Annotated in this window: 22 protein-coding genes; 14 read left to right on the top strand and 8 right to left on the bottom strand. The window is 69.4% G+C overall.

From position 1 onward, the window contains the following. Positions 1 to 19 precede the first annotated feature (19 nt). From pstA to pstS, 3 genes are all read right to left on the bottom strand, one after another. On the bottom strand, positions 20 to 1,078 hold the full coding sequence (pstA, locus tag ACGF8A_RS28040; protein WP_393112897.1) for a phosphate ABC transporter permease PstA: 1,059 nt from the start codon (positions 1,076 to 1,078) through the stop codon (positions 20 to 22). Continuing rightward, positions 1,075 to 2,082 carry a phosphate ABC transporter permease subunit PstC gene (gene pstC / locus ACGF8A_RS28035; RefSeq protein WP_393112895.1) on the bottom strand — a complete coding sequence of 336 codons (1,008 nt, stop codon included), beginning with the start codon at positions 2,080 to 2,082 and terminating at the stop codon, positions 1,075 to 1,077. Before pstC ends, pstA begins: the two co-directional genes overlap by 4 nt. 111 nt (positions 2,083 to 2,193) lie before the next feature. Beyond that, positions 2,194 to 3,315, bottom strand: a complete 1,122-nt coding sequence (gene pstS, locus ACGF8A_RS28030) for a phosphate ABC transporter substrate-binding protein PstS (RefSeq protein ID WP_393112893.1) — start codon at positions 3,313 to 3,315, stop codon at positions 2,194 to 2,196. 457 nt (positions 3,316 to 3,772) lie between these two features. Between pstS and ACGF8A_RS28025 the strand changes: the two genes are divergently transcribed. After that, on the top strand, positions 3,773 to 5,365 hold the full coding sequence (locus tag ACGF8A_RS28025; protein WP_393112891.1) for an FAD-binding oxidoreductase: 1,593 nt from the start codon (positions 3,773 to 3,775) through the stop codon (positions 5,363 to 5,365). A 269-nt stretch (positions 5,366 to 5,634) separates the two neighbouring features. Here the strand turns inward: ACGF8A_RS28025 and ACGF8A_RS28020 are convergent, their stop codons facing one another. From ACGF8A_RS28020 to ACGF8A_RS28010, 3 genes are all read right to left on the bottom strand, one after another. Then, on the bottom strand, positions 5,635 to 6,348 hold the full coding sequence (locus tag ACGF8A_RS28020; protein ID WP_393112889.1) for a phosphatase PAP2 family protein: 714 nt from the start codon (positions 6,346 to 6,348) through the stop codon (positions 5,635 to 5,637). 281 nt (positions 6,349 to 6,629) lie between these two features. Then, on the bottom strand, positions 6,630 to 7,637 hold the full coding sequence (locus tag ACGF8A_RS28015; protein ID WP_393112887.1) for an NlpC/P60 family protein: 1,008 nt from the start codon (positions 7,635 to 7,637) through the stop codon (positions 6,630 to 6,632). A 178-nt stretch (positions 7,638 to 7,815) separates the two neighbouring features. Next, positions 7,816 to 8,250: a hypothetical protein gene (locus ACGF8A_RS28010; protein WP_393113056.1), complete on the bottom strand. Its 435-nt coding sequence runs from the start codon at positions 8,248 to 8,250 to the stop codon at positions 7,816 to 7,818. Positions 8,251 to 8,832: 582 nt separating this feature from the next. Here ACGF8A_RS28010 and ACGF8A_RS28005 point away from each other — a divergent pair. From ACGF8A_RS28005 to ACGF8A_RS27980, 6 genes are read left to right on the top strand one after another with little or no spacing between them, the layout of a single operon-like run. Next, positions 8,833 to 9,231: a DUF6507 family protein gene (locus tag ACGF8A_RS28005; RefSeq protein WP_393112885.1), complete on the top strand. Its 399-nt coding sequence runs from the start codon at positions 8,833 to 8,835 to the stop codon at positions 9,229 to 9,231. Positions 9,232 to 9,236: 5 nt separating this feature from the next. Continuing rightward, positions 9,237 to 10,013: a hypothetical protein gene (locus ACGF8A_RS28000; protein ID WP_393112883.1), complete on the top strand. Its 777-nt coding sequence runs from the start codon at positions 9,237 to 9,239 to the stop codon at positions 10,011 to 10,013. 3 nt (positions 10,014 to 10,016) lie between these two features. Beyond that, the gene (locus tag ACGF8A_RS27995; RefSeq protein WP_393112881.1) at positions 10,017 to 11,582 is read left to right on the top strand and encodes a hypothetical protein; all 1,566 of its coding nucleotides are present in this window, start codon (positions 10,017 to 10,019) and stop codon (positions 11,580 to 11,582) included. A gap of 8 nt (positions 11,583 to 11,590) precedes the next feature. Beyond that, positions 11,591 to 12,235: a hypothetical protein gene (locus ACGF8A_RS27990; RefSeq protein WP_393112879.1), complete on the top strand. Its 645-nt coding sequence runs from the start codon at positions 11,591 to 11,593 to the stop codon at positions 12,233 to 12,235. A 16-nt stretch (positions 12,236 to 12,251) separates the two neighbouring features. Next, positions 12,252 to 13,001: a DUF6177 family protein gene (locus ACGF8A_RS27985; protein WP_393112877.1), complete on the top strand. Its 750-nt coding sequence runs from the start codon at positions 12,252 to 12,254 to the stop codon at positions 12,999 to 13,001. Positions 13,002 to 13,053: 52 nt separating this feature from the next. Then, entirely contained in the window at positions 13,054 to 13,302 is a 249-nt protein-coding gene (locus ACGF8A_RS27980; protein WP_393112875.1) for a hypothetical protein, read from the top strand. Positions 13,303 to 13,347: 45 nt separating this feature from the next. On the opposite strand, the gene ACGF8A_RS27975 is transcribed toward ACGF8A_RS27980, so the two are convergent. Continuing rightward, positions 13,348 to 14,268, bottom strand: a complete 921-nt coding sequence (locus ACGF8A_RS27975; protein ID WP_393112873.1) for an oxidoreductase — start codon at positions 14,266 to 14,268, stop codon at positions 13,348 to 13,350. A gap of 89 nt (positions 14,269 to 14,357) precedes the next feature. Between ACGF8A_RS27975 and ACGF8A_RS27970 the strand changes: the two genes are divergently transcribed. The 7 genes from ACGF8A_RS27970 (at position 14,358) to ACGF8A_RS27940 (ending at position 22,462) form a co-directional block, all read left to right on the top strand. After that, positions 14,358 to 14,960 (top strand): TetR/AcrR family transcriptional regulator, encoded by a 603-nt coding sequence (locus ACGF8A_RS27970; protein ID WP_393112871.1) that lies wholly within the window; start codon positions 14,358 to 14,360, stop codon positions 14,958 to 14,960. 297 nt (positions 14,961 to 15,257) lie between these two features. After that, the gene (locus ACGF8A_RS27965; RefSeq protein ID WP_006136301.1) at positions 15,258 to 15,566 is read left to right on the top strand and encodes a hypothetical protein; all 309 of its coding nucleotides are present in this window, start codon (positions 15,258 to 15,260) and stop codon (positions 15,564 to 15,566) included. 209 nt (positions 15,567 to 15,775) lie between these two features. Continuing rightward, entirely contained in the window at positions 15,776 to 16,600 is an 825-nt protein-coding gene (locus tag ACGF8A_RS27960) for a hypothetical protein (protein WP_393112869.1), read from the top strand. Further along, complete coding sequence (locus ACGF8A_RS27955) at positions 16,590 to 17,918, top strand: hypothetical protein (protein ID WP_393112867.1); 1,329 nt, start codon at positions 16,590 to 16,592, stop codon at positions 17,916 to 17,918. Before ACGF8A_RS27960 ends, ACGF8A_RS27955 begins: the two co-directional genes overlap by 11 nt. Beyond that, positions 17,915 to 19,471 (top strand): SCO6880 family protein, encoded by a 1,557-nt coding sequence (locus ACGF8A_RS27950; protein ID WP_393112865.1) that lies wholly within the window; start codon positions 17,915 to 17,917, stop codon positions 19,469 to 19,471. The genes ACGF8A_RS27955 and ACGF8A_RS27950 overlap by 4 nt, the downstream gene beginning before the upstream one ends. A 14-nt stretch (positions 19,472 to 19,485) precedes the next feature. Continuing rightward, positions 19,486 to 20,895, top strand: coding sequence for an ATP-binding protein (locus ACGF8A_RS27945; protein ID WP_393112863.1), 1,410 nt, complete (start codon positions 19,486 to 19,488; stop codon positions 20,893 to 20,895). Between the two features lie 22 nt (positions 20,896 to 20,917). Continuing rightward, complete coding sequence (locus ACGF8A_RS27940; RefSeq protein WP_393112861.1) at positions 20,918 to 22,462, top strand: type VI secretion protein; 1,545 nt, start codon at positions 20,918 to 20,920, stop codon at positions 22,460 to 22,462. 2 nt (positions 22,463 to 22,464) lie between these two features. On the opposite strand, the gene ACGF8A_RS27935 is transcribed toward ACGF8A_RS27940, so the two are convergent. After that, complete coding sequence (locus ACGF8A_RS27935) at positions 22,465 to 23,028, bottom strand: GNAT family N-acetyltransferase (protein WP_393112859.1); 564 nt, start codon at positions 23,026 to 23,028, stop codon at positions 22,465 to 22,467. Positions 23,029 to 23,172: the final 144 nt, after the last annotated feature.

Here is a 23,172-nt window from a genome sequence, read left to right as displayed (position 1 = left end):
CGGTCGCTGTGTGGCCGCGTCAGCGACCGGTCTTGGGGGCCTTCCAGCGGGCGATGCCGCGGGCCAGCAGGTTCAGGATCATCACGAAGGCGATCAGCGTCAGCGACGCCGCCCACGCACGGTCGTACGCAGGTTCGGCACCGGCGCTCTGAGAGTACTGCTGGTAGATGTACAGCGGCAGCGAGGCCTGGGCCCCTTCAAACGGGTTGTTGTTGATGTACGGGTTACCGAACACCAGCAGCAGCACGGGCGCGGTCTCACCGGCGATACGGGCGACCGCCAGCATGATGCCGGTGGTGATACCACCGATCGCCGTCGGCAGGACGATCTTCAGAATCGTCCGCCACTTCGGCACGCCCAGCGCGAGAGACGCCTCACGCAACTCGTTCGGCACGAGCTTGAGCATCTCCTCCGTCGAGCGCACCACGACCGGCATCATCAGGATCGCGAGCGCCAGCGAGCCGGCGAAGCCGAAGGGCTGCATCTCGAAGATCAGCATGATGCTGAGGATGAACAGACCGGCGACGATCGACGGGATGCCCGTCATGACGTCGACGAAGAAGGTGACCGCGCGCGCGAGATTGCCCCGGCCGTACTCGACGAGGTAGATCGCGGTGAGCACACCGATCGGCGCGGCGATCAGCGTGGCGAGGCCGACCTGCTCCAGGGTGCCGATGATGGCGTGGTAGATACCGCCACCGACCTCGCGGTCGCCGACGACGCCCATCGAGTGGGTCAGGAAGTAGACGTCCAGGACCTTGATGCCGCGCTGCACCGTCGCCCAGACCAGCGAGGCGAGCGGCACCACGGCGAGCAGGAAGGCGACCCAGACCAGCGAGGTGGCGATGCGGTCCTTGGCCTGCCGCTTGCCCTCGACGGCCGTGGCGATCGCGAAGGTGCCGAGGATGTAGACGATCGAGGCGATCAGGCCCCACTGGATACGGCTGTCCAGTCCGGCCGCCATGCCGATGGCCACGGCGACGGCGACGGAGCCCGCGGCGATCGCCCAGGGTGCCCACTTGGGCAGGTTGGCGCCGCGCAACGAGCTGGGGCGCTTGGTGAGGACGGCGTGGCTCATGCGTTGGCCCCCGAGTACTCCTTGCGGCGGGCGATGATCGCGCGGGCCGCGCCGTTGACCAGCAGGGTGATGACGAACAGGACCAGACCGGAGGCGATGAGCGCGTCACGGCCGAAGGTGTCCGCCTCACCGAACTTGCTGGCGATGTTCTGGGCGAACGTACCGCCGCCCGGGTCGAGCAGGCTGGCCTGGATCTCGAAGGAGGGGGAGAGCACGGTCGCGACGGCCATCGTCTCGCCGAGCGCGCGGCCGAGACCGAGCATCGACGCGGAGATCACGCCGGAGCGGCCGAACGGCAGCACCGACATCCGGATGACCTCCCAGCGCGTGGCGCCGAGGGCCAGGGCCGCCTCCTCCTGCATCTGCGGAACCTGGCGGAAGACCTCGCGGCTGACGTTGGTGATGATCGGCAGGATCATGATCGCCAGCAGGATGCCGACCGTGAGCATCGAGCGGGGCGTGCCGCCCTGCCACTCGAAGATGCCGGTCCAGCCGAAGTACGCGTCGAGCCAGCCGAAGAGGCCGTCGAGATGCGGTACGAGGATCAGGGCGCCCCAGAGGCCGTACACGATGGACGGCACGGCGGCGAGCAGGTCGATCACGTAGGCGATCGGGCCGCTCAGCCGGCGCGGGGCGTAGTGGGTCAGGAACAGCGCGATGGCGACCGCGATCGGGACCGCGATGACCATGGCGATGATCGAGGAGACCACGGTGCCGAAGGCCAGCACGGCGATACCGAAGACCGGCGGCTGGCTGCCCGTGTTCCACTCGAACGTGGTGAGGAAGTTGCCCTCGTCCTTGCTGATGGCGAGGACGGCGCGGTAGGTGAGGAAGACCGCTATCGCGGCCATGATCACCAGCAGCAGGATGCCCGACCCACGGGAAAGACCGAGGAAGATCCGGTCACCGGGCCGGGTGGCGCCGCGGGCGGCGCGCTTGCGCTCGTCCTCCGTCGGCTGGGGCATGGGTGGAGGCGCGTCAGTGTTCTTGGTCGTTATGTCCATCAGGTTCTCCGGTCTGCGGAGCCGGACTCGTGGTACGGCTCCTGGCGGCGGTGCACCGGACGATGCGGGGCCCGGCCCCCCGGGTCGGGGGGGCCGGGCCCCGCACTCAGGTCAGCTCAGGCCCTCGATGGTGGTGCGGACCTTGGCGATGATCTCGTCGGGGATCGGCGCGTAGCCGGCGTCGGCCAGCAGGCCCTGGCCGTCCTCGCTCGCGATGTAGTTCAGGAACGCCTTCGTGGCGGGCAGGCTGTCGGCCTTGTTGCCCTTGTCGCAGACGATCTCGTAGGTGACCAGGGTGATCGGGTACGCACCGTCGGCCTTGGTCTTGTAGTTGATCTCCAGGGCGAGGTCCTTGCCCTGGCCGACGACCTCGGCGTCCGCGATGGCGGCGGTGGCACCGTCGGTGGAGGCCTTGACCGGCTCGGCGGCGCCCGTGTCGATGGCGACGACGTCCATGCCCTCGGCGTAGGACAGCTCCATGTAGCTGATGGCGCCGGAGACCTGGGAGACCTGCTGCGCGACACCGGAGGAGCCGGACGCGGACTGGCCGCCCTTGGCCTGCCAGGCCTTACCGCCCTCGTACTTCCAGTTGTCGGGGGTGGTGGCGATCAGGTACTTGGTGAAGTTGTCCGTGGTGCCGGACTCGTCCGAGCGGTGGAAGGCCTGGATCTTCAGGTCGGGAAGGTCGGCCTCGGGGTTCAGCTTCTTGATCGCCGGGTCGTTCCACTTGGTGATCTTGCTGTCGAAGATCTGGGCGATCGTCTCGGCGTCCAGCACCAGGTTGTCGACACCCGGGACGTTGTAGGAGAGGGCGATCGGGCCGCCGACCATCGGGAGGTCGATGCCCTGGCCGCCCTGGCAGACCTCCTTGGAGGCCGCGATCTCTTCCTCGTCCAGCGCGGAGTCGGAGCCGGCGAAGGCGACCTGACCCTGGTTGAACGCGGTGATACCGGCGCCGGAGCCGGAACCCTTGTAGTTGATCTGGACGTCCTTGCAGGCAGCGGTGAACTGCTTGACCCAGGCGTCGATGGCGTTCTTCTGCGCGGAGGAGCCGTCGGCCAGCAGCTGACCCTTGGCGTCACCGCAGTCGATCGCACCGGCGGCGGGGGCACTCGCGGACGCGTCGCCACCGTTGCCGGTGTCGTCGGAGCCGCACGCCGTGAGGGCCAGGGCGCCGGAGACGGCGAGAGCACCGAGGGTGAGGGCCCGCCGGTTCATGCGCTGAAGCTTCACTTTCGGGAGTTCCTTCCAGGAGCCGCCGTCCTGTTCGGCGGCGTGCGAAGTGTGTTCGATGCGGACGCGTTTTCGAGCACCCCGTCATCGGTAAGGCCGAAATTAGGCAGAACAGGTGAAGCCGCCTATGGCCGTAAGTGAACGGAGGGTGAACCCCTGCGGTCGGTGCGGTTAGGTCACGGAATGCTCACGGGGAGAACACGTGAAGGTCCCAACCGGACCCGTACCAGCGCAAACGCCCCTCATCGACCTCCTTCAGCGCACCTGGGTGCGGACATAACCGGAATTGCTGAGAAAGCTACCTGAACCCCCGCACCCCAGGTCAAGACCTTCCCGGCTGCGGTTACCGTGCGTGACCGGCACAGGTAAGAGCTGGTTCGGAAACGCCGCCGGGCGCAACCCCCGCCCCGCTGGGCCGTCTCGTCCCCCGTAAGCGGTGGGAGCGGAAGGCAGGCGCATGGAACGGCGTTCGTTGATCGGGGGCGGGGCCGCCGCGGTCGTGGGTATCGCGTCGGCGGTGGCGTGCAGCGGCGGTTCCGGCACCGCCACGGCCACGCCCACCACGAGCCGGGCCCCCACCCCGGCGGAGACCGGGCTCCGCACCCCCGCCACCACGACAGCCCCGGCGACCGCCACCACGGCCGCCGCGAACTGGCAGGCGCTGGCCCGCGATCTGGACGGCACGCTGGTCCGCCCCGGCGACGCCTCCTGGACGGCCGCCCACCAGCTCTACAACACCCGCTTCGACACGCTGAAGCCCGCCGCCGTCGCCTACGTCGCCCACCGGGAAGACATAGGCACGGCCCTCGCCTACGCCCGCGCCCGCGGCATACGCGTGGCGATCCGCAACAGCGGCCACTCCTACGCCGGTTGGTCGTCCGGCAACGGCCGTCTGATCATCGACGTGTCCCGGCTCGACCGCGTCCGCGCGAGCGTCGGCACCGCAGTCGTCGGAGCGGGCGCCAAGCTGATCGACGTCTACCGCTCCCTCGCCGCCAAGGGCGTCACCATCCCCGCCGGCTCCTGCCCCACCGTCGGCGTCTCCGGCCTGGTGCTCGGCGGCGGGCACGGCGTCGTCTCCCGGGCGTACGGCCTGACCTGCGACAGCCTCACCGCCGCGACCCTGGTCACGGCCGGCGGCAAGCAGATCACCACCGACGCCTCCCACCACAGCGACCTCTTCTGGGCCCTGCGCGGCGCGGGCAACGGCAACTTCGGCGTCGTCACGGAACTGCACTTCCGTACCCACCCGGCCCCGCAGGCGCTCTCGGCGTATCCCACCTGGCCGTGGAGCAGGGCGGCCGCGGTCGTGGAGGCCTGGCAGGAGTGGGGCCCGGACCAGCCCGACGAGATCTGGTCGTCCCCCCACCTGGCGAACGCCTCCGGCGGCAACCCCACCGTCTCCGTCGCCGCCTTCTCCCTCGGCACCTACGGCGAACTCCAGAACGCCGTGGACCGCCTGGCCGCCCGGATCGGCGCCTCCGCCTCCCACGTCTCGCTCAAGCGCCGTTCGTACGAGGAGTCGATGGAGGTCTACGCCGGCTGCTCCTCCTTCACCACCGACGCCCAGTGCCACCTTCCCGGCAGCACGCCCGGCCGCTCCCCGCAGGGCGCCCTGGGCCGCGAGACGTACGCCGCCCGGTCCGACTTCTACGACCGTTCGCTCTCGGCGGCGGGCATCCGCACGCTGCTCGCCCAGGTGACGGCGGTACGCGGCGGCGCGGGCAGCATCGCGTTCACGGCACTGGGCGGCGAGATCAACCGCGTCTCACCGACGGCGACGGCCTTCGTCCACCGCCGCTCACGGATGCTGGCCCAGTACATAGCCTCCTGGCGGGCGGGCACGTCCGGCACCACGGCCCGGTCCTGGCTGACCTCGGCCCACGGCGCGATGCACCCCTACGCATCGGGAGCGGCGTACCAGAACTACCCGGACCCGACGCTGAAGAACTGGCGGGAGGCGTACTACGGGGCCGCGGCCCCACGCCTGACAGAACTGAAGCGGACCTACGACCCGAGCAGGATGTTCACGCACCCCCAGGCTCTGTAGCGCCCCGCCCCAGGCACGGAGCGGCCCACCTCAGACTCCTCCTCCTCGGCGACCCGCCCCAGGCGCCGGAACGACCCCGGGCTCAGGCGCGCAACGGCCCGTCCACCTGCCATACCAGCCGAGATCCAACGTGCGATCCCAGCCGGAGATCCCAGCCGGAGATCCGGCCCGCGATGCGGCCTGCGAGCCGGCGCCCGCCGCACACCGCACGCGGGCGCAACGCGGGCGCACCACGGACGCAACGCAGGCGCAACGGCGCACCGCGGGCGCTACGCGGCGAGGTCCCGCTCCCCCGCCTCCGTGGCTTCCCTCCGCGCCTCCGGAATCACAGCCTCCCGCTCCTCCGCCACGGACCGGCGCCGCACCAGCCGGCCCGCCCGGGGCGACCTCTCCACGGCCGTCATCACCGGCGTGAGCATGGCCATGGCCAACGGCGACAGCAACAGCGCGACGGCTGTCCCCAGCGCGAACCCGCCGACGACATCCGTCGGATAGTGCACGCCCATGTACACCCGGCAGAAACCTTCGAGCAGCGCGAGCCCGATCCCGGCGAGGCCGAACCTCCGGTGCGCGACGAACAACCCGACCCCGAGCGCCATCGCGATGGTCGCGTGATCGCTCACGAACGAGAAGTCGGACTTCCCGGCGACCAGGACCTCCAGCCCCTCGTGGTCGAGGAAGGGCCGGGGCCGCTCCACGAACCCCCGTATCGGCACGTTCACCAGCACCGCGATGCCCGCGGCCAGCGGCGCCCACACCAGCGCGGCCGCGGAACCCGCCGCGTCCTCGCCTGAGATCCCGGGGCGCCGCCGCACGGTCCACCAGCAGCACACCACCAGCAGCACCATCGCCAGCAGCAGCCCGTACTCACCGACGAACTCCATGGTCCGGTCGAACCACCGCGGTGCGTCCTTGGCCAGGCCGTTGATGTCGTAGAGCAGCTCGACGTCAGGGTTCGACCCGGATTGCGCGAGTCCAGCCATGGTGCAGCGGCCCCTTCGTCGTCGTCTGTCGGGCGCATCCGTGCATGCGCCGCTCCGGCCACCCCCGTGGTCAGTAGATCCGCGTCGATCCGCTGTGTGGATCCGTCCCGCCGGCACCCGTTGACACGTGCCCCGGCCGACGTCCGCTCGGCTACGTCAACAGGAACGCACGAGTTCCACGACTGCGTTCCACACTCCACGGAATGATCACGCAGACGTTATCGAAGAGAGATACATCGCCGCAGCTCAGGGGTGCGCTTCACGCTCTGTCTCGCCTCGTTTCAGACCGCGGAGGGGAGCGCTTTCGCGCCATCCTCGGTCACCCGCGTCGCGCCGAAGTAGTCGGGGGTGTCGATCGGATCGAACCGGATCACCGTGTTCCGGCGCGGCGCGTTGATCATGTACCCGCCGCCGACATAGATCCCCACGTGCCTGATGGCCCGGGAGTTCGTGAGGTCGTCCGAGAAGAACACCAGGTCTCCGGGCAGCAGTTCGTCGCGCTCCGGATGCGGCCCGGCGTTGTACTGGTCGTTGGCCACCCGGGGCAGGGTGATCCCCACACTCTCGTACGCCGCCTTGGTCAGCCCCGAGCAGTCGAACCGTCCGCCCTGCTCAGGCGTGCCGTTGCCGCCCCACAGATACAGCGTGCCGAGCTTCTTCTGCGCGTAGTGGATGGCTCCGGCGGCCTGCTCCGACGGATCGACCCGCCCGACGGGCGCGGCGAAGCTCTCCTGGAGCGTCGTGATGACCCGGACGTAGTTCTGGGTCTCCTTGTACGGCGGCACGCCCCCGTACTTGATGACGGCGTAGGCCCCGGCGTTGTACGCGGCGAGCATGTTCTTCGTCGCGTCGCCCGGCACGTCCTTCACGTACTTCGCGAGCGTGCAGTCGTACGACGCGGCCGACGGAATCGCGTCATTGGGGTCCCACACGTCGCGGTCCCCGTCCCCGTCCCCGTCGATGCCGTGCGACGCCCAGGTCCCCGGGATGAACTGCGCTATCCCCTGCGCCTGCGCCGGACTCTGCGCGGTCGGATCGAACCCGCTCTCCTGGTACAACTGCGCGGCCAGCAGCGCCGGATTGATGGCCGGGCACAGATTGCCCCACTTCTGCACCAGCGTCTGATAGGCGGCGGGCACGGACCCTTTGGCCAGCTTCCGTCCGGCACCGCTGAGACCGTTGACAAGATCCCCGGCGACGACGTACACCCCGACGACCAGCAGCATCACGAAGGAAACCCCGGCGCCCGCTGCGGCGATCGCCACGACCCACGCCTTACGCACCGTCAACCGCTCCTCACCGCCTGGGATTACGCCCAGGTCAGTGTAGAGGCGAGTGGTCGGTTGCGGAGGTAGTCACGCGGAAGGAGAAACGGAGGTCGTCCGGTGCCCGGTTGTCCCCGTCACCCGATGTCGTCGCCCCTCCGGCCCACACGGGGCGAAGGGCCGTAGGCCGGGAGACCATCGGTCAGAATCTCGACGTCCCACGGCTGTGGCAACCGCACAGACTCCCCGAACTTCCCCACAAGTACATCCCGGTAGGCGCCGTTGTCCGGGTGGGTGTGCAGGGCCCACGTGCCCTTGCGAGGGTCGATGACGAGGAGCAGGGGGACACGAGCGACCGCGTACCAGTCGGCCTTGTCCCGGATTTCGCGGGACTTCTCCGACTGGGAATGACCTCGACGGCCAGCGCGGCGTCCTCCGGCGAGGCGAGCCAGTCGTCGTCCTCCTCCCATTCCGCGGGCAGGACGACGAGGTCCGGGGTCACGTAAACGTCCGCGTCTTCAGGCAGCGCGATCGAGGACACCTCGTACATGTCCAGCCCTTCGGGCACAGCCACCTCGAGCTGCCGCCACAAGCGCTTCACAACGCCTGCGTGCTTCCCACGCAGAGTCGGGGACATCACGAGCTTTCCCCCCACGATCTGCGCACGCAGACCCGTCACAGCCTTGAGCTTCTCGGCGACCTCGGGCAGATTCCCCGGGCGGGGACGCGGATGCATCCAGGCACTGGGCGACACGGACATGGCTCGCCTCCGTCCCTCCGTCTCGCCGACTGCGCGAGCGGGACGCTGGGAGGCCCGACATCCCGCTCGGCGTCGAATCCACCGTATTGTGCGCTCCGCTCACCAGCCTCCAGGTCCAGCTCCGCGTCCGTGCACCGCGACCTTCCGAGCCGCTGATCAAGCTTGGCCATGACACCCACCCCTCACGCTTCGAGCACGTTCCGTTACGGTAGGCCACTGCACTGACATTCGGCCCAGAGCAACTTCCCGCCCTTCGACGCGCCCAGCTCACGCAACGCGGACACACCCCTACTGCACGGAGGGGACGGCGACTCCGACCGAATGAACGCACCTTGGCCGGAACTGCGTTGCTGCTGCAACGAGCGGGCTGGTACAGATGAACAGCCTGTTGTCAGTGGCGTATGTGATGCTGAGACGGACTGAGGAAACGTATCGGCATGGGGAGTAACGGGGGTTGGCGTGACGGGGTGGGACATCTCCCCCAGTGGCGTGGAGTCGATCCTGTCGCTGGTGGGCCTTTCGGCTGAGGACCTGAGCAAGGGCATCAAGGGCTACGGCGGGAGCGCGGCGGAGGCCGCGCGGTTCGCGGGCACGATCAGTGGGCCGTACTGCGGTGACGCGCCCGTCGGGCCGGTGGGCCTCGCGGTGGCGAACTTCGTGTCCGACAACGAACGCAGCATCAGGTTCATGGCCGCGCGCGCCAGGAAGACGATGGACGGCACGGTCAAGGCCACCACCGAGTACGTCGAGGGAGACCTGACCATGGCCGCCGAGGCCCAGCGCCAGGCGGCCAAGGCGCCCACTCCGGCCGAGCTTCGCGCCGTCGGGGAGAAGACCGACGGCAGGGGCGGGAAGTAGCCGACGTGATCAGTCCGGGCGGGATACCGCAGTACACCGGTGACTTCGAGCAGCTGGGGACGGCCGCAGCCGACCTGCGCACGCACGCCTCAGGCATTCGGGACGGGGGCAAGGGCGTCCATTCCCGATTTCAGGCCACGGCCGCGTACTACCAGGCCCCGGAGGCGGAGCAGCTCTTCTCCTCCACCCAGCCGGTGATGGACACGGCGGACAACTTCGCTGCCGACATCGAGACTCTCGCCGACGCCCTGGACACGTTCGTCGCCGAGGCCAAGCCCCACGCCGACCGCCTGAAGCAGCTGAAGCAGGACGCCATCGCCTTCGTCGACAGTGTCGAGGGCGATGACGACTGGACCGAGGACCAGGACAAGGTCAACACGCACCAAGCCCTGATGGACGACGTGGCGGCGGCGGTCGAGGGTTTCCAGGAGGCCGAGCGCAACGCCGCCAACAAGATCAACGCGATCAGCATGACCCTGTGCCGGCCGGCGTGGGTCCCGGCCGACGGCACACACGCCCCAGGCACGTACGGCCTGGACGCCGACATGCTCAAGGGCGTGCAGGACCTGCCGTGGGGGAGCCCCGAGGGGCTCACCTATGAGCGGTGGAGCCTGGACTGGTGGGGGCACGGAGTCAAGAGCTGGGCGTGGGACGGCATCGCCAAGGACAGCGTCTGGGGTGGCATCGACGGGCTCGGCACGCTCATGGGCTACCACGGCGCGGAGGCCCGTGACGAAGCCTGGGACGGACTGCGGCGCACCTTCGTGGGCGCCTACGCCTAGGGCATGGACCTCGTCGGGCAAGAGGAGCGTCTGTCCGACTGGCAGGCGGAGAGCAAGGCGTACGCGAAGGAGTTCGGCAAGCAGTTCATCGCGTACGACATGTGGGAGGAGGACCCGGCCCGCGCCCACGCCGTGGTCACCTTCAACCTCCTCACGCTGGGCGCCGGACCCGCCGCCGGCATAGCGAAGCTCAGCAAGGGCGGCACGCTGGGGAAAACGGCCGGCACCCTGGCGAAGATCGGCGACGCGCTCGATCCGATCTCCGGCGGCCTGAAGGCGGCCGACGCGCTCTCGACCTTGCCCAAGGTCTCCCAGGTGCTGGCCAACGTCGGCGACCACCTTCGGTTCCCGAGAACCAGGTTCCCCGACGGCGCCCTCGACCTCAGCGACCGCTACCGGGTCGACAAGAGCGGCAACCTCATCCCCCTGAACCAGGACGGCACCCCCAACACGACACCAGCGCCACACGAGCCCGCCGCAGCCGACCGAGCGATCGGCACCCGGCCCGACGACCGTGAACTGGTCGGCGCCGGTGCCCGCACGGCGGAGAGCACGGCCCGCACCGGCGACGACATGTCGCCTCAGGCCCGTCACGACGCCGATGGGGCAAGCAGCCAGGGGGCCGCGTCAGCGCAGGGAGGGCCTGGTCACACCAGTGAACCCGGAGGCGGACACGCTGCTGACCAGCCGGGTGCGGACCACGACGGCGGACACGACGCCAGAACCGGCACATCGCCCGCCGCCCCTACCCATGAGCACGGTTCCCACGAACCGCCTTCTGATTCGTCACCCGATCTGTACCCGACAGATCCCGCCCATGGCGACGCACCCAGCCACGATGAACAGGTGCCAGTCAAGTCTCGTCCGGCACCTGACACCAGTTCCGACGGGCCTCCCGGCATCGACCCGGCCAAGTACAGCAGGGACGTCGATGACCTGGCACAGGCCCACACGGGCCGAATGCAGCCGGAGCAGGAGGCCGGTGTCGTTGAGGAACTGACCCGCGCCAAGCTGCCGGAGCCGGATCAGCAGAAAGTGCTTCGGGCTCTGCGCAAGGACCCGTATGGGGCAGGCGTCGCCGAGATGATCTCGCGGGGGCACCTGCGTGACGTCGAGGGGTACAAGAAGCTACTGGAGATGTGTAAACAGGGGCCGACCAAGGCCGACCCGAAGGGCATGGTTCCGGCCGCATACATGGCCATGCGCCTCGTTTCCGACCTACAGGAGCACGGCGTCACACGGGTCGGGGTAGAGCTCGATACGCACACGTTCGATCTCGATGTCTACACACGACACGCTGACGGTTCCGTCGACTACGGCTACCAGCTCAAGGATGTCACCAGTATCCAGGGCATCAAGAGTGCTTCCGCCAAGGCGGCAAAACAGCTGAAGTACCCAGGGATGACCCACCGCGTCGCTGTTCTGGATGTTCATCAGTCAATGCGGGACCTGACACCCAGGATGTTCGACGAGGCAGAATATCGAGCGAGGGACGCTGGCGCGACATTCCTCCTGCGCTTCACTGACGGCTCCATCACTGTCCCGCCGAACGGACCCACGTTCCCGTAAGGAAAACCATGTCGACTCTGATGCGTGCGCCGCAGGAACGCGGCTCCTGGTACTGGGATCTCTACGACTTTGGCCCGCCGGGCTTGGAGTCGGCCCTTTCACTCGCAGGACGGTTGTGTGAAGTGCTGGCCCAGCATGAACTTCTCAGGCCCTTCCAACTGGAGTATGTCTGGAGCGTCCTGGACGTAGGGACAACTGGCGTCAAAAGCACCCTTGAACTCACCGAGCCGCTGAGCCATCCGGGTCTGCCGGAACGAGTTATTGGCAGCCGACCCGCCGCATTCCCCACGGCCACCATGAGCGATTTCAACGTAATCGGCTCAGGAACTTGGATCGACGCGGAACGGCAACCGCACACTGAGCCTCGATTGGTCGACCTCTGCCTCTCCACGGCTCCCACAGGTCTCTCGGCCGAACTGTCCGTGCACCACGACATCTGGGGCTGGTACGACTTCGCGGGTCGCCCCCACCCCGAGGTCTACCAGAACAACGCCCCGCGACTTGCCGCCGCGTTGAAAGACCTCACTGCCTTGCTCGGGATGCCACCCGAGCCTGGCGAGCCAACCATTTTCGGGAGAGCCACCGTCGACGGGCTCGCCAATCCGGACGCGGATGAGAACGGCCTGGGACCCGATCTGACCAGCAGGCTCTGACAACCGAAAGCACCACATGACCCAGGACGTCATCGCCCTCACCCCGCAGATGCCGGACATCAAATCCCTGCTGGCCGCACTGCACGCCGGAGGCCCCGACCTGGGCGTGAACCAGGCAGGCGGCGGGGCCGTCGCACAGCTGTGCACGGACGACGGGCAGCCCCTGGTGTCGGTCGAGGCACCCCGCTACCTCCAGGTCCCCGGCGAGGCGGAGCGGTTGCTCGGGCCTACTGCCCGGCTGAACGGGCCGGTGTGGTGGACCGAGGCGAGGGCGATCACAGGGACCGAGGAGGCCCGACGGCTGGCCGGGTCCATAGCCGGGCGGCTGGCGACCGTACTCGGCGGCACCACGTGGCCACGCGAGGCCGCCCACACCGATGTCGTTTCCGTCCCAGCCGGAGGTGACGCAGCCGCCGCGCCGGCCGACGTGGACGTGCTCACCGGCAAGGCCGCCGTCATCCTCCAGGACCGCCCGCTCGTGGCCGCCACGACCTGGCTGACCGACGTGGTGCGCACCGCCCTCCAGACCGGGCGTGAACTCCACATCGTCACCCCGCCCGGCACCCGGCTCACCCTGCCCGCACGCACCGTTCTGGAGCGCATTCCCGCACGCTGGGTCATGCGCGACCTCGACTGCGGCTACTACGACGGACTCACCGGAGCCGTACTGCACTGGCACGACGGGCACTTCACCCCCGTGGGGGCCCAGCGGCTGGCTGCCGCCGGCTATCGACCGGACCTGGACGGGGACGGCGACGCGTGGTGACGAGGGGGGACATCTGACAGGTCAAGGGTGCCAAGGTGAACGCACAGTCTGTGTGATCAGTCTCGACGGGCTCGACGAGGCCTTCGGCGCCTGCCTGGCCGTCGTGCTGCATCCGCCCGGCGCCCATCCGGACACCATCATGTCCGTGCACCTCCACGCTCCCGTCGAAGCCGTCGCCGTAGCCCTCAACATGACGCGGCTCAAGACGACGCGCTTCCCTGACGGCACCTGCCTGGGAAACATCGGCCCGGTCTCCCTCGCGCGCATCGACCGGGCCCTGCGCGCAGTTCTCGACCTCTGAGGAACACGCCGGCGACCAGGGGGCCAACCGCCCGGCGCAGTGTCCTCACGCCCGCGCCGCATCCGCCAGCGGAAACCTCACCCCCGTAAGCTCCTCCGACGCCGCCCAAAGTCGCCGCGCCGCCCCCGGATCGCTCGCCGCCGCCGAGCGGCCCACCAGCGTCGGCGCGCCCCGCATCTCGCCGAGGCCGTCCGGGCCCACGTAGCTCGCGCCCGGCAGGTCCATGACCGCCGCGTACAGGGTCGGCAGGGCGCCCGCCTTGTCGTCCTGGGCGAAGACCCTGTTGCCGAGCTGCATGGCGACGCGGGAGACCGGGTTGGACGCGTGGCTCTGGAGGTTGGTGGCCGCGTAGCCGGGGTGGGCGGCGACGGCGCGGACGCGTGAGCCGGCCTCCGTCAACCGACGCTGGAGTTCCAGGGTGAACAGCAGGTTCGCCAGCTTGGACCGGGCGTAGGCGCGGACCGGCGTGTAGCCCTTCGTCAGGTTCAGGTCGTGGAAGTCCATGACGGCACCGCCCCAGCGATGCGCTCCCGACGACACGGTCACGACGCGGTCGGTGACGTACGGCAGCAGCAGGTTCGTCAGCGCGAAGTGCCCGAGATGGTTCGTGCCGAACTGCATCTCGAAGCCGTCCTTGGTCCGCAGTTCGGGCAGCATCATCACGCCCGCGTTGTTGACCAGCAGGTCCAGCGGACGGTCACCCCACTCCTGCGCGAACTCCCGCACCGACACCAGATCCGCGAGGTCGAGCCGCCGGACCTCCGTACTGCCGCGCACGGTCGCGGCCGCCGCCCGCCCGCGCTGCGGATCCCGCACCGCGAGGACGACATGCGCGCCCGCACCCGCCAGCGCGTCGGCGGCCGCGAGGCCGATACCGCTGTTGGCGCCCGTGACGACCGCCGTCCGTCCGGGGAGGCCGGGCATCCGGTCGAGGTTCCACTTGCTTGAGTTCTTCGCAGTAGCCATGCCCTCAATGTAGGCATCGCCAACAATGCTGTCAACGACAACAAAGGTGACGGCGCCAACAATGCTGACGTCGTCAACATCGAGATACGATGAGCGGCATGCCCGCGACCCGCCCCTACCACCACGGAGACCTGCGCTCCGCCCTGCTCGCCGGCGCGGAACGCACCCTGCGGGACAAGGGCGCCGCCGCACTGTCCCTGCGCGAACTCGCCCGCGAGACCGGCGTCAGCCACGCCGCCCCCGGCCGCCACTTCAGGGACAAGCAGGCCCTGCTCGACGCCCTCGCCCTCACCGGCTTCGAACGCATGACCAGGACCCTGGAGGCCGCGGACCACCCCGAACTCCCCATGGAGGAACGGCTCACCACGCTCGCCCGCGCCTACCTCGGGTTCGCCATCGACAACGCCGAGCTGCTGGAGCTGATGTACGCCCGCAAGCACGACCCGGACGTCTCCGAGCAGCTCGCCGCCGCCGTGGAGCGCACGATCTCGCCCTTCCTCCGCCTGATCTCGCAAGCCCAGCAGCGCGGCGAGATCGTCGAGGGCGACCCCGAGCGCATCACCCTGCACGCGGGCGCCACCCTGCACGGCATCGCGGCGTTCACCGCCAACGGCACGTTCCCGCCCCAGGCCGCCCTCGACAGCGTCGGCGAGGTCGTCCACCACCTGCTGCACGGACTGCGGCCCCGCTGACCCCGCGTCACCGCCCGCACCGTTCGCGGCGATAGCCTTCACCCGGAGAACATCGACGCGAGCGCTCCGGTCGTAAAGAGGCTCAACGACGGCACCACATCCCAGGTTCCGCACCCACCTCGTTGCCCGGCGTTACCTGCCGTGATACACAGAGTGACCATACGAGCTATTCGTAGGAAACCCGCCAAGCAATGACGCCAAGTCGACATCCGGCAGCGTCATTGTCAGCGAGAATGAGGCCTGACCTCTGCGCACCGCAGGGGACTGCGGAACTACCCAACAGGGGCGGTGACTTACATGCTCTTTGCGGCCGACGAGGGAGACATCAACACCATCATCGGCGGGATCGCTCCGGACTGGGGCCCCTTCGGCAGCCTGGGCAACGAGGCGAAGGTGATGATCGAGGTGGTGATGGCGGTCGCCATCCTCATCTGCCTCGGCATCGCCATCTGGGGGGCGGCCAAACAGCGCATCGGTGCGACGGCCCTCCGGGACACCTTCAGCGCGGAACAGGGCAAGGGCCTCATCATCGCCGGCCTCACCGGAGTCTTCATCATCGGTTCCCTCGGCACGCTGTTCACCATCGTGTACGGCATGGCGGTGTAAGCGCCCACCACGTCCTCCCCGGGCGCGCCCGGTCCCCAACTACCCCACCCGCCCGTCGTGCCCACCGGCTGAGGTTGCGTTTCCCTGATGTCCCTGAAGTCGAGTCACCACACCGCGCCCGCGCGGGAACCAGCGCGGCTACCGTCGTACACCGACGCGGCCATTCGCTGCGGCGGTCTCCGCTACGACATCGAGGGGGCGGACGCGGCATGAGTCCCGGGGACGAGCACGAGCCTCCCGGCGGTTACGCCGGCACCGGGCACACGCGTACCCGGCTGCCCGACGGCGAACCCTACGGCGGCGCGCCCCGCCGCCCCCGCAGCTCCTCCCGGAGCCTAGTCACAGTGGTCGGCGTGGTGGTCCTCCTGATCGCCGCGATCGCTTTCGCCAACCGCGGCGGAGACGAGCCGGCGTCGACGGAGGGCAGCGCGTCGGGCCCGCAGACGTCCTCGACGGCAGCGAGCGGCGAACGCCCGGTGCAGACGGAGGCGGGCGGGATCCCGACGGGGTTCGCGCATGACCGGCAGGGGGCGGAGTCTGCGGCGGCGAACTACGCGGTGGCACTGGTCTCTGCCGACATCCTCAAGCCGGCTCGGCGTACCGAGATCGTCCAGCAGGTCTTCGTCACCGACAAACAGGCTGCGCTGGAGGAGCAGTTCAAGCAGGCCTATTCCAAGCAGTTCCTGAGCAGCATCGGACTGGACGCGAACGGCAACGCCAAAGCGGGCAGCACCTACGTCTCGCGCACCATGCCGATCGGCACCAAGACGACGGACTACTCGGACTCCGCCAGCACGGTCGAAGTCTGGTGCAGCGGTGTGTTCGGTACCACTGGCGAGACCTCGACCAATCCGGTCACCAGTGACTGGTTCACTCTGACGCTCCAGCTGCGCTGGGCGGACGGCGGCTGGAAGGTCGCCAGCTTCGCCCAGAAGGACGGCCCAGCACCCGTTCCCGGTGATGCCAAAGCGTCCAGCGCCGACGAGATGGCCAAGGCCGTCGAGGAGTACGGAGGCTTCACTTATGCCCGGTAAGCCGCACCGCGCACTCACGGCCACTGCCGCCTTCACCGCTGTACAGACCGCCCTGGTACTGCTAGCGACCCATGCGGCCGCAGCACCCACGCCGTCGCCGACGCCGTCCGACGACAACTGCGACCTCATCGTCGGCCCCGCCAAGGACTACTGCGAACGAGGCGAGGGCGCCCGCAGCGGTGGCAACTCACCCTCCCTCGACCCCACCTCCGCCCTCGACCCCCTCTCCTCCCTCGCCAAGGGATGCGCCGACGCCGCCGCCTGGACCATCGACAAGCTCAGCGCGGCCGTGGAGGACACCGCCAACGTCGACTTCACGAACGAGAAGTTCCTCCAGCAGTACGCGGTCGTCTTCGCGGCCTCCACCATCCTCACGCTCCTCCTGTGGCTCCTGGCCGTCGCCAAGCGAGCCGTCAGAGGCGTCCCCCTCTCCACCGCCATCGGCGAAGCCATCGGCTTCCTCTGGCTCACCGTCCTGGCCTCCGCCTTCACCCCGCTGATCCTCTACACCGTCGTCTCGGCCACCGACGGCGTCTGCGAGGTCCTCGCGAAAGCCACCGGCGACCAGACCGACGCCTTCTTCGGCAACTTCTCCGGCGCCCTGGAGAAGGGCGAGGACATCGGCGGCGGCCCGATCATGCTGATCGTCGTCTCCCTGGTCAGCATCCTCGCCGCCGGCGTCCTGTGGCTGGAGCTGGTCATCCGGGCCGCCCTGCTCTACGTCGGCGCCCTCCTCGGCACCGTCGTCTACGCCGGCCTGGTCGACAAGAACCTGTGGGGCCACGTCCGCCGCTGGGCCGGCATCATGATCGCGGTCATTCTCGTGAAGCCCGTCATCGTGATCGTCCTCGGCCTCGCCGGTGCCCTCAGCGCCGACGACGGCCCCGACGCCTTCTCCGCCGTCGTCTCCGGCCTCGCGATCATCCTGCTGGCCATCTTCGCGTCCGCGATGATCTACCGTTTCGTCCCCGGCTTCGGCGACGAGATCGCGGGCTCCCGCAACAACCGCATCATGCAGAACGCCGAGGGCAAGGCCGCCGCCGTCATCAGCTCCCCCGCGACCCTGGTCGCCCAGGGCATCAAGACCCACAGCACCCGGGCGGACAACAACGGCCAGGCCCAGTCCGGCGGCGGCGCGCGCCCCGCCAACCAGGCCTCCGGCGGCGTCGCCGCGCACAGCTCGCGCCCCGCGAACGGTGGCGGCGGATCCGTCCCCTCCGCCGCACCCGCGCCGCGCTCGTCCAGCCCGGTCAACACGCCCCACGCCAGTAACACCCGCAACAGCAGCAGCAACCGCTCGGGAGGTGATGGGCGTTGACGACCGAGTCCCACCTGTCCCATCCGGTCACGCCCCGCCGTACCTATCTGATCGGCCGCGCCCGGCCGAACGCCATCGTCGGCCGGAACCGGGAGACCGGCGAGATCGCGCTGATCATCGTGGGCGCGTTCCTCGGCATGATGTGCGGGCTCCTCGTCCCGGTGCTGTCGCTGCGGATCGTGCTCCTCATGGGCTTCCCGATGCTCGCGCTGGCCGCGGTCTACGTGCCGTACAAGCACCGCACGCTCTACAAGTGGTTCGAGATCAACCGCAGCTACAAGCGCACCCTGCGCAACAGCGCGACCTACCGCTCGGCCGCCGCCGAGGCCGGCACCCGCCTCGACGGGCGCGAGGTCGAGATCGGCCCGCCGCCCGGCATCGGCCGGATCACCTGGCTCTCCGCCCCGTTCGGCCCCGACGAGATCGCGGTCCTGCTGCACGCGGACCGCAAGACCGTCACCGCCGCCATCGAGATCGAGGGCCCCGGTGTCGGACTGCGCGACAGCGAGGACCAGGAAGCCCTCGTCGACCGCTTCGGCACCCTGCTGAAGCACGTGGCGAACGGCGACGGCTTCGTCACCCGCCTGCAGATGCTCGCCCGCACCCTCCCCGCCGACCCGGACGCGCACGCCAAGGACGTCGCCGTACGCGGCGACGACCGCGCACCGACGTGGCTGCAGCAGTCGTACGACCAGCTCCAGTCGATGGTGTCCACGAGCAGCGAGCAGCACCGCGCGTACCTCGTCGCCTGCATGCACTACGGCCGTGAACTCGCCGCCGAGGCAAACGCCATGGCCCGCGCGGCCCGGCCGCACGGCGGCAAGGCCGACCGCGACGCCGGCCTCGCGGTCGTCATGGCCCGCGAGCTGACCGACATCTGCTCCCGGCTCCAGGAGGCCGACATCCGCGTACGCCAGCCCCTCGGCCAGGGCCGGCTCGCCTCGCTGATCCACTCCATGTACGACCCGGACCACCCGATCGACCACATCCAGGCCATGACGAAACGCAACGCCTGGCCGGCCGAACTGGACGCCACGGAGGCCACCTTCCTCCAGGCCAAGACCCGGGAGTCCGCCACCCGCGCGCCGTGGTGCCACGCCACGGCCTGGGTCAAGGAGTGGCCGATGACTCCCGTCGGCGTCAACTTCCTGGCCCCGCTGCTCGTCCACACCCCGGACGTGATCCGGACGGTCGCCGTCACGATGGATCTCGAACCCACCGAGATCGCCATCGAACGCATGCTCACCGAGAAGACCAACGACGAGGCCGAGGCGTCCCGTTCCGCCAAGATGAACCGCACCGTCGACCCCCGCGACATCGCCGCCCACAACCGCCTGGACCAGCGCGGCGAGGACCTCGCGAGCGGCGCCGCCGGCGTCAACCTGGTCGGCTACATCACCGTCTCCTCCCGTCACCCGGAGGCACTGGCCCGCGACAAGCGCACGATAAGAGCGTCGGCCGGAAAGTCCTATCTGAAGCTGGAGTGGTGCGACCGCGAGCACCACCGGGCCTTCGTGAACACGCTCCCGTTCGCCACCGGAATCCGAAGGTAGGGGTTGATGCCCTGATGCGGGACCCGCTCTCCGTCATCACCGAAGCCTTCACGTCCTTCCTGTTCGGGAAGGTGGAGACCACCCGGCTGCCGGTGCGCACCTCCACGGGCCAGGCCCAGGCGGTCTACCTGCCCACCGCCGCCCCCGGCCTCGGCGACTCCGGCGTCATCATCGGCCGCGAGGTCTACTCCGGGAAGGGCTACATCTACGACCCCTTCCAGCTGTACGGCCAGCAGCTCCCCGCCCCCCACTGGCTGGTCCTCGGCGAGTCCGGCAACGGCAAGTCGGCGCTGGAGAAGACGTACGTCCTGCGCCAGCTGCGCTTCAAGGACCGCCAGGTCGTCGTCCTCGACGCCCAGGGCGAGGACGGCGTCGGCGAGTGGAACCTCATCGCGCAGGAGCTGGGGATAACTCCCATCCGTCTGGACCCGATGGCGGCCCTGGACCACGGCATCCGCCTGAACCCGCTGGACCCGGCGATCACCACCACCGGCCAGCTGGCCCTGCTGCGCACCATCATCGAGGTCGCGCTGGGCCACGGCCTGGACGAACGTTCCGGCTTCGCCCTCAAGGTGGCGCACGCCTACGTCAACGAGACGATCGTCGAGCGGCAACCGGTCCTCACCGACATCGTGGAGCAGCTACGGCACCCCGAGCCGGAGTCGGCCGAGTCGATGAACGTCGACATAGACGACGTACGGGCGTGGGGCCTGGACGTGGCGCTGGTCCTGGACCGGCTGGTCGACGGTGACCTCCGCGGCATGTTCGACGGCCCCACGACGGTCGGCATCGACCTGGACGCCCCGCTCACCGTCTTCGACCTCTCCCACATCGACCGCAACTCCATCGCCATGCCGATCCTGATGGCGATCGTCGGCGTCTGGCTGGAGCACACCTGGATCCGCCCCGACCGGAAGAAGCGCATCTTCCTGGTCGAGGAGGCCTGGCACATCATCAACAGCCCGTTCGTCGCGCAGTTGTTCCAGCGGCTGCTGAAGTTCGGCCGCCGGCTGGGTCTTTCGTTCGTCGCCGTGGTCCACCACCTGTCCGACGTCGTGGACGGGGCGGCGGCGAAGGAGGCCGCGGCCATCCTGAAGATGGCCTCGACCAGGACGATCTACGCGCAGAAGGCCGACGAGGCGCGGGCGACCGGACGGGTGCTGGGTTTGCCCAGGTGGGCGGTGGAAATCATCCCCACACTGACACCGGGCATCGCGGTGTGGGACGTCAACGGCAACGTCCAGGTCGTCAAGCACCTGGTCACGGAGACGGAACGCCCGCTGGTCTTCACCGACCGTGCCATGACCGAGTCCTCCGCCGACCTCACCGACGACGCCCTGCGCGCCGCCGAGCGGGAGGCGGAGGAGCGGGCGGCGGCGTTCATGGAACAGCACCTCGGCGACTCCGAGTCGACGGTGGCGTAAGACGGTGGCGTAAGGGGACGGCGTGAGAGCGGACGACCACCGGCGGGAAGCCCAGGGCGGAATCCCCGACGGCCTGCTGGTCGGCATACTCGGGTTCCTGCTCGGGATGACCCTGCTGGTCTGGTCGGCGACCGGCCTTGCGGGCTGGTTCACGCACGGGGCGTGGCCGCGGGGCGTGACGTTCACCCGGACACCGCTGGCCATGCGTCACCTCGTCGCCCAGCCGCACGACATCACCGGCGCCTGGCCGGGCACCCCGGGAGCACAGCTCTCGGGGTACGGGCTGTTCTGGGGCCTGTTCATCGGCCAGATGATGGTGCTGCTCGTACTGACGATCTTCGTGATGGGCACGATGGCCCGCTGGAGAGCGGGCAAGGTGAGCCGCCGTGCGGCCACGCAGCAGTCACCGGTCCCCGAACCGGCGGCCTTCCACGACGTCCCGGCCCCGAGGCCCGCGGCGCCCGCGGCCGTCCCCACAGTGGTGGCACCCACGCCGGTGGCACCCACGGCCGTGGCAGCAGGGCCTGGCGCCGCAGATCCCGCCGCGACGGCACCGGAACCGGAACCGGCGGAATCGCTCCCCACGAGCGAGCCGGAGAAGGTGCCCCGCACCGCCCTGTTCGGCGGCCCGGCAATCAGCAGGTGGGAGAAGATCCACGCGACCACGCGGGAGACCCGCCGGGCAACCGCGATCGAGGCGATCCGCGAAGCGGACGGCCCCACCGTCGTCGTCACCTCCAACCCGGCCCTGTGGCAGGACACCAAGGACGCCAGATCCAAGCTCGGCCCCACCCTCCTTTACGACCCCACCCACACGTGCGACACCCCGGCCCGCCTGCACTGGTCCCCCATCACCCACTGCGAGGACAAGCAGACGGCCACCGCGAGAGCCGCCGCCCTCCTGACGCCGGTCAGCCCCACCTCACGGCTCGACCAGGCGGTAGGCGACACCGCACAGACCCTCCTGCGCAGCTACCTGCACGCCGCCGCCCTGGACAACCGCACCGTCCGCCACGTCCACCGCTGGTCCCAGGGCACCCAGATGCAGGAGGCGGTACGCACCCTCCGTACCCACCCCAAGGCAGCCCCGGGCGCCGCCGGCGAACTCGAGGCCGCCCTCACCGCACACCCCGAACGCCGCGACGTGGCGCACGAGTTGACCGCCCGTGCGCTCTCCTCGCTGTTCACGCTCAACATCCGCGAGTCGTGCACACCCAACCGAGCCGACGCCCTCGCCCTGGATTCCTTCGTCGCAGAAGGGGGCACGCTTTATGTGGTCGGTGAATCCATCGAGGACCCCCGCACCAACCCGGGCGCGATGCCCCTGCTCACCGCGCTCGTGTCCAGCGTGGTCGAGCACGGCCGGCGCATGGCCGAACGGTCATCCTCCGGTCGGCTCGACCCACCACTGACCCTCGTCCTCGACGACGTCGCGGCGGTGGCCCCCCTCTCCCAGCTCCCGTGGCTGCTCGCCTCCGGCGCCGACCGGGGCCTGCCTACCCTCGCCCTCGTCCGATCCCGTGAACAGGCCCGCACCCGCTGGCCCCACGACGAGCTCCCGGTCTGACGTCAGCTCCGCTCCAGCACGAACTCCCGCTCACAGGCAACCGCCTGTCCGGGCAGCGGCATGGTCAGCCCACTGGCCTCGAACCCCACCTTCCGGTAGAAGGCCTGCGCGCGCCCGTTCTCCTCGTGCACGATGAGCCGCACGCGCTCCAGGCCCCGCCCCCAGCACCACTCCAGGGCCTCGTCGAAGAGCAACTCGGTCAACCCGCAGCCCCGATGCTCGGGCCGCATGTACACACCCACGACATGCCCCTGCCGACGCTCGACGGGGAACCCGGCCCAGTCAGTCGTCCCCGGCTCCTCCACAAGCACGGTCACCGTCCCGACCAACTCCCCGTCCGGCCCCTCGGCGACGACCTGCTGTGTCCCGGCATCCCCCTCCGCGGCCCGCTCCGCCCGCTCCCGCCAGAACGCCTCCGGCCGGGCCAGCGCCTCCTCGTACGTCTCCAGGAAGGCGATCCGCGCGACCGGATCCCGTAGCGCGGCAAGCCGCAACTCCCGCATCGCCGGCCACTCCCCGGCTCGCAACGACCGGACCACATACCGCTCTTCGGCGCTGGTGCTCATGGGCCCACCGTAGTACCCGGGCACCAGTTCCATCTCTGACTTCCCCAACCCCCTGAACGCAGAAAACCCCGCATCCGAAGATGCGGGGTTTCCCTCAATAATTGTTCGGCGGCGTCCTACTCTCCCACAGGGTCCCCCCTGCAG

It is taken from the genome of Streptomyces sp. NPDC047706 (genome assembly GCF_043204795.1).
Taxonomy (GTDB): Bacteria; Actinomycetota; Actinomycetes; order Streptomycetales; family Streptomycetaceae; genus Streptomyces.
The sequence above is the reverse complement of the archived record's forward strand: the minus strand, read 5'-3'. Positions and strand labels throughout refer to the sequence as shown.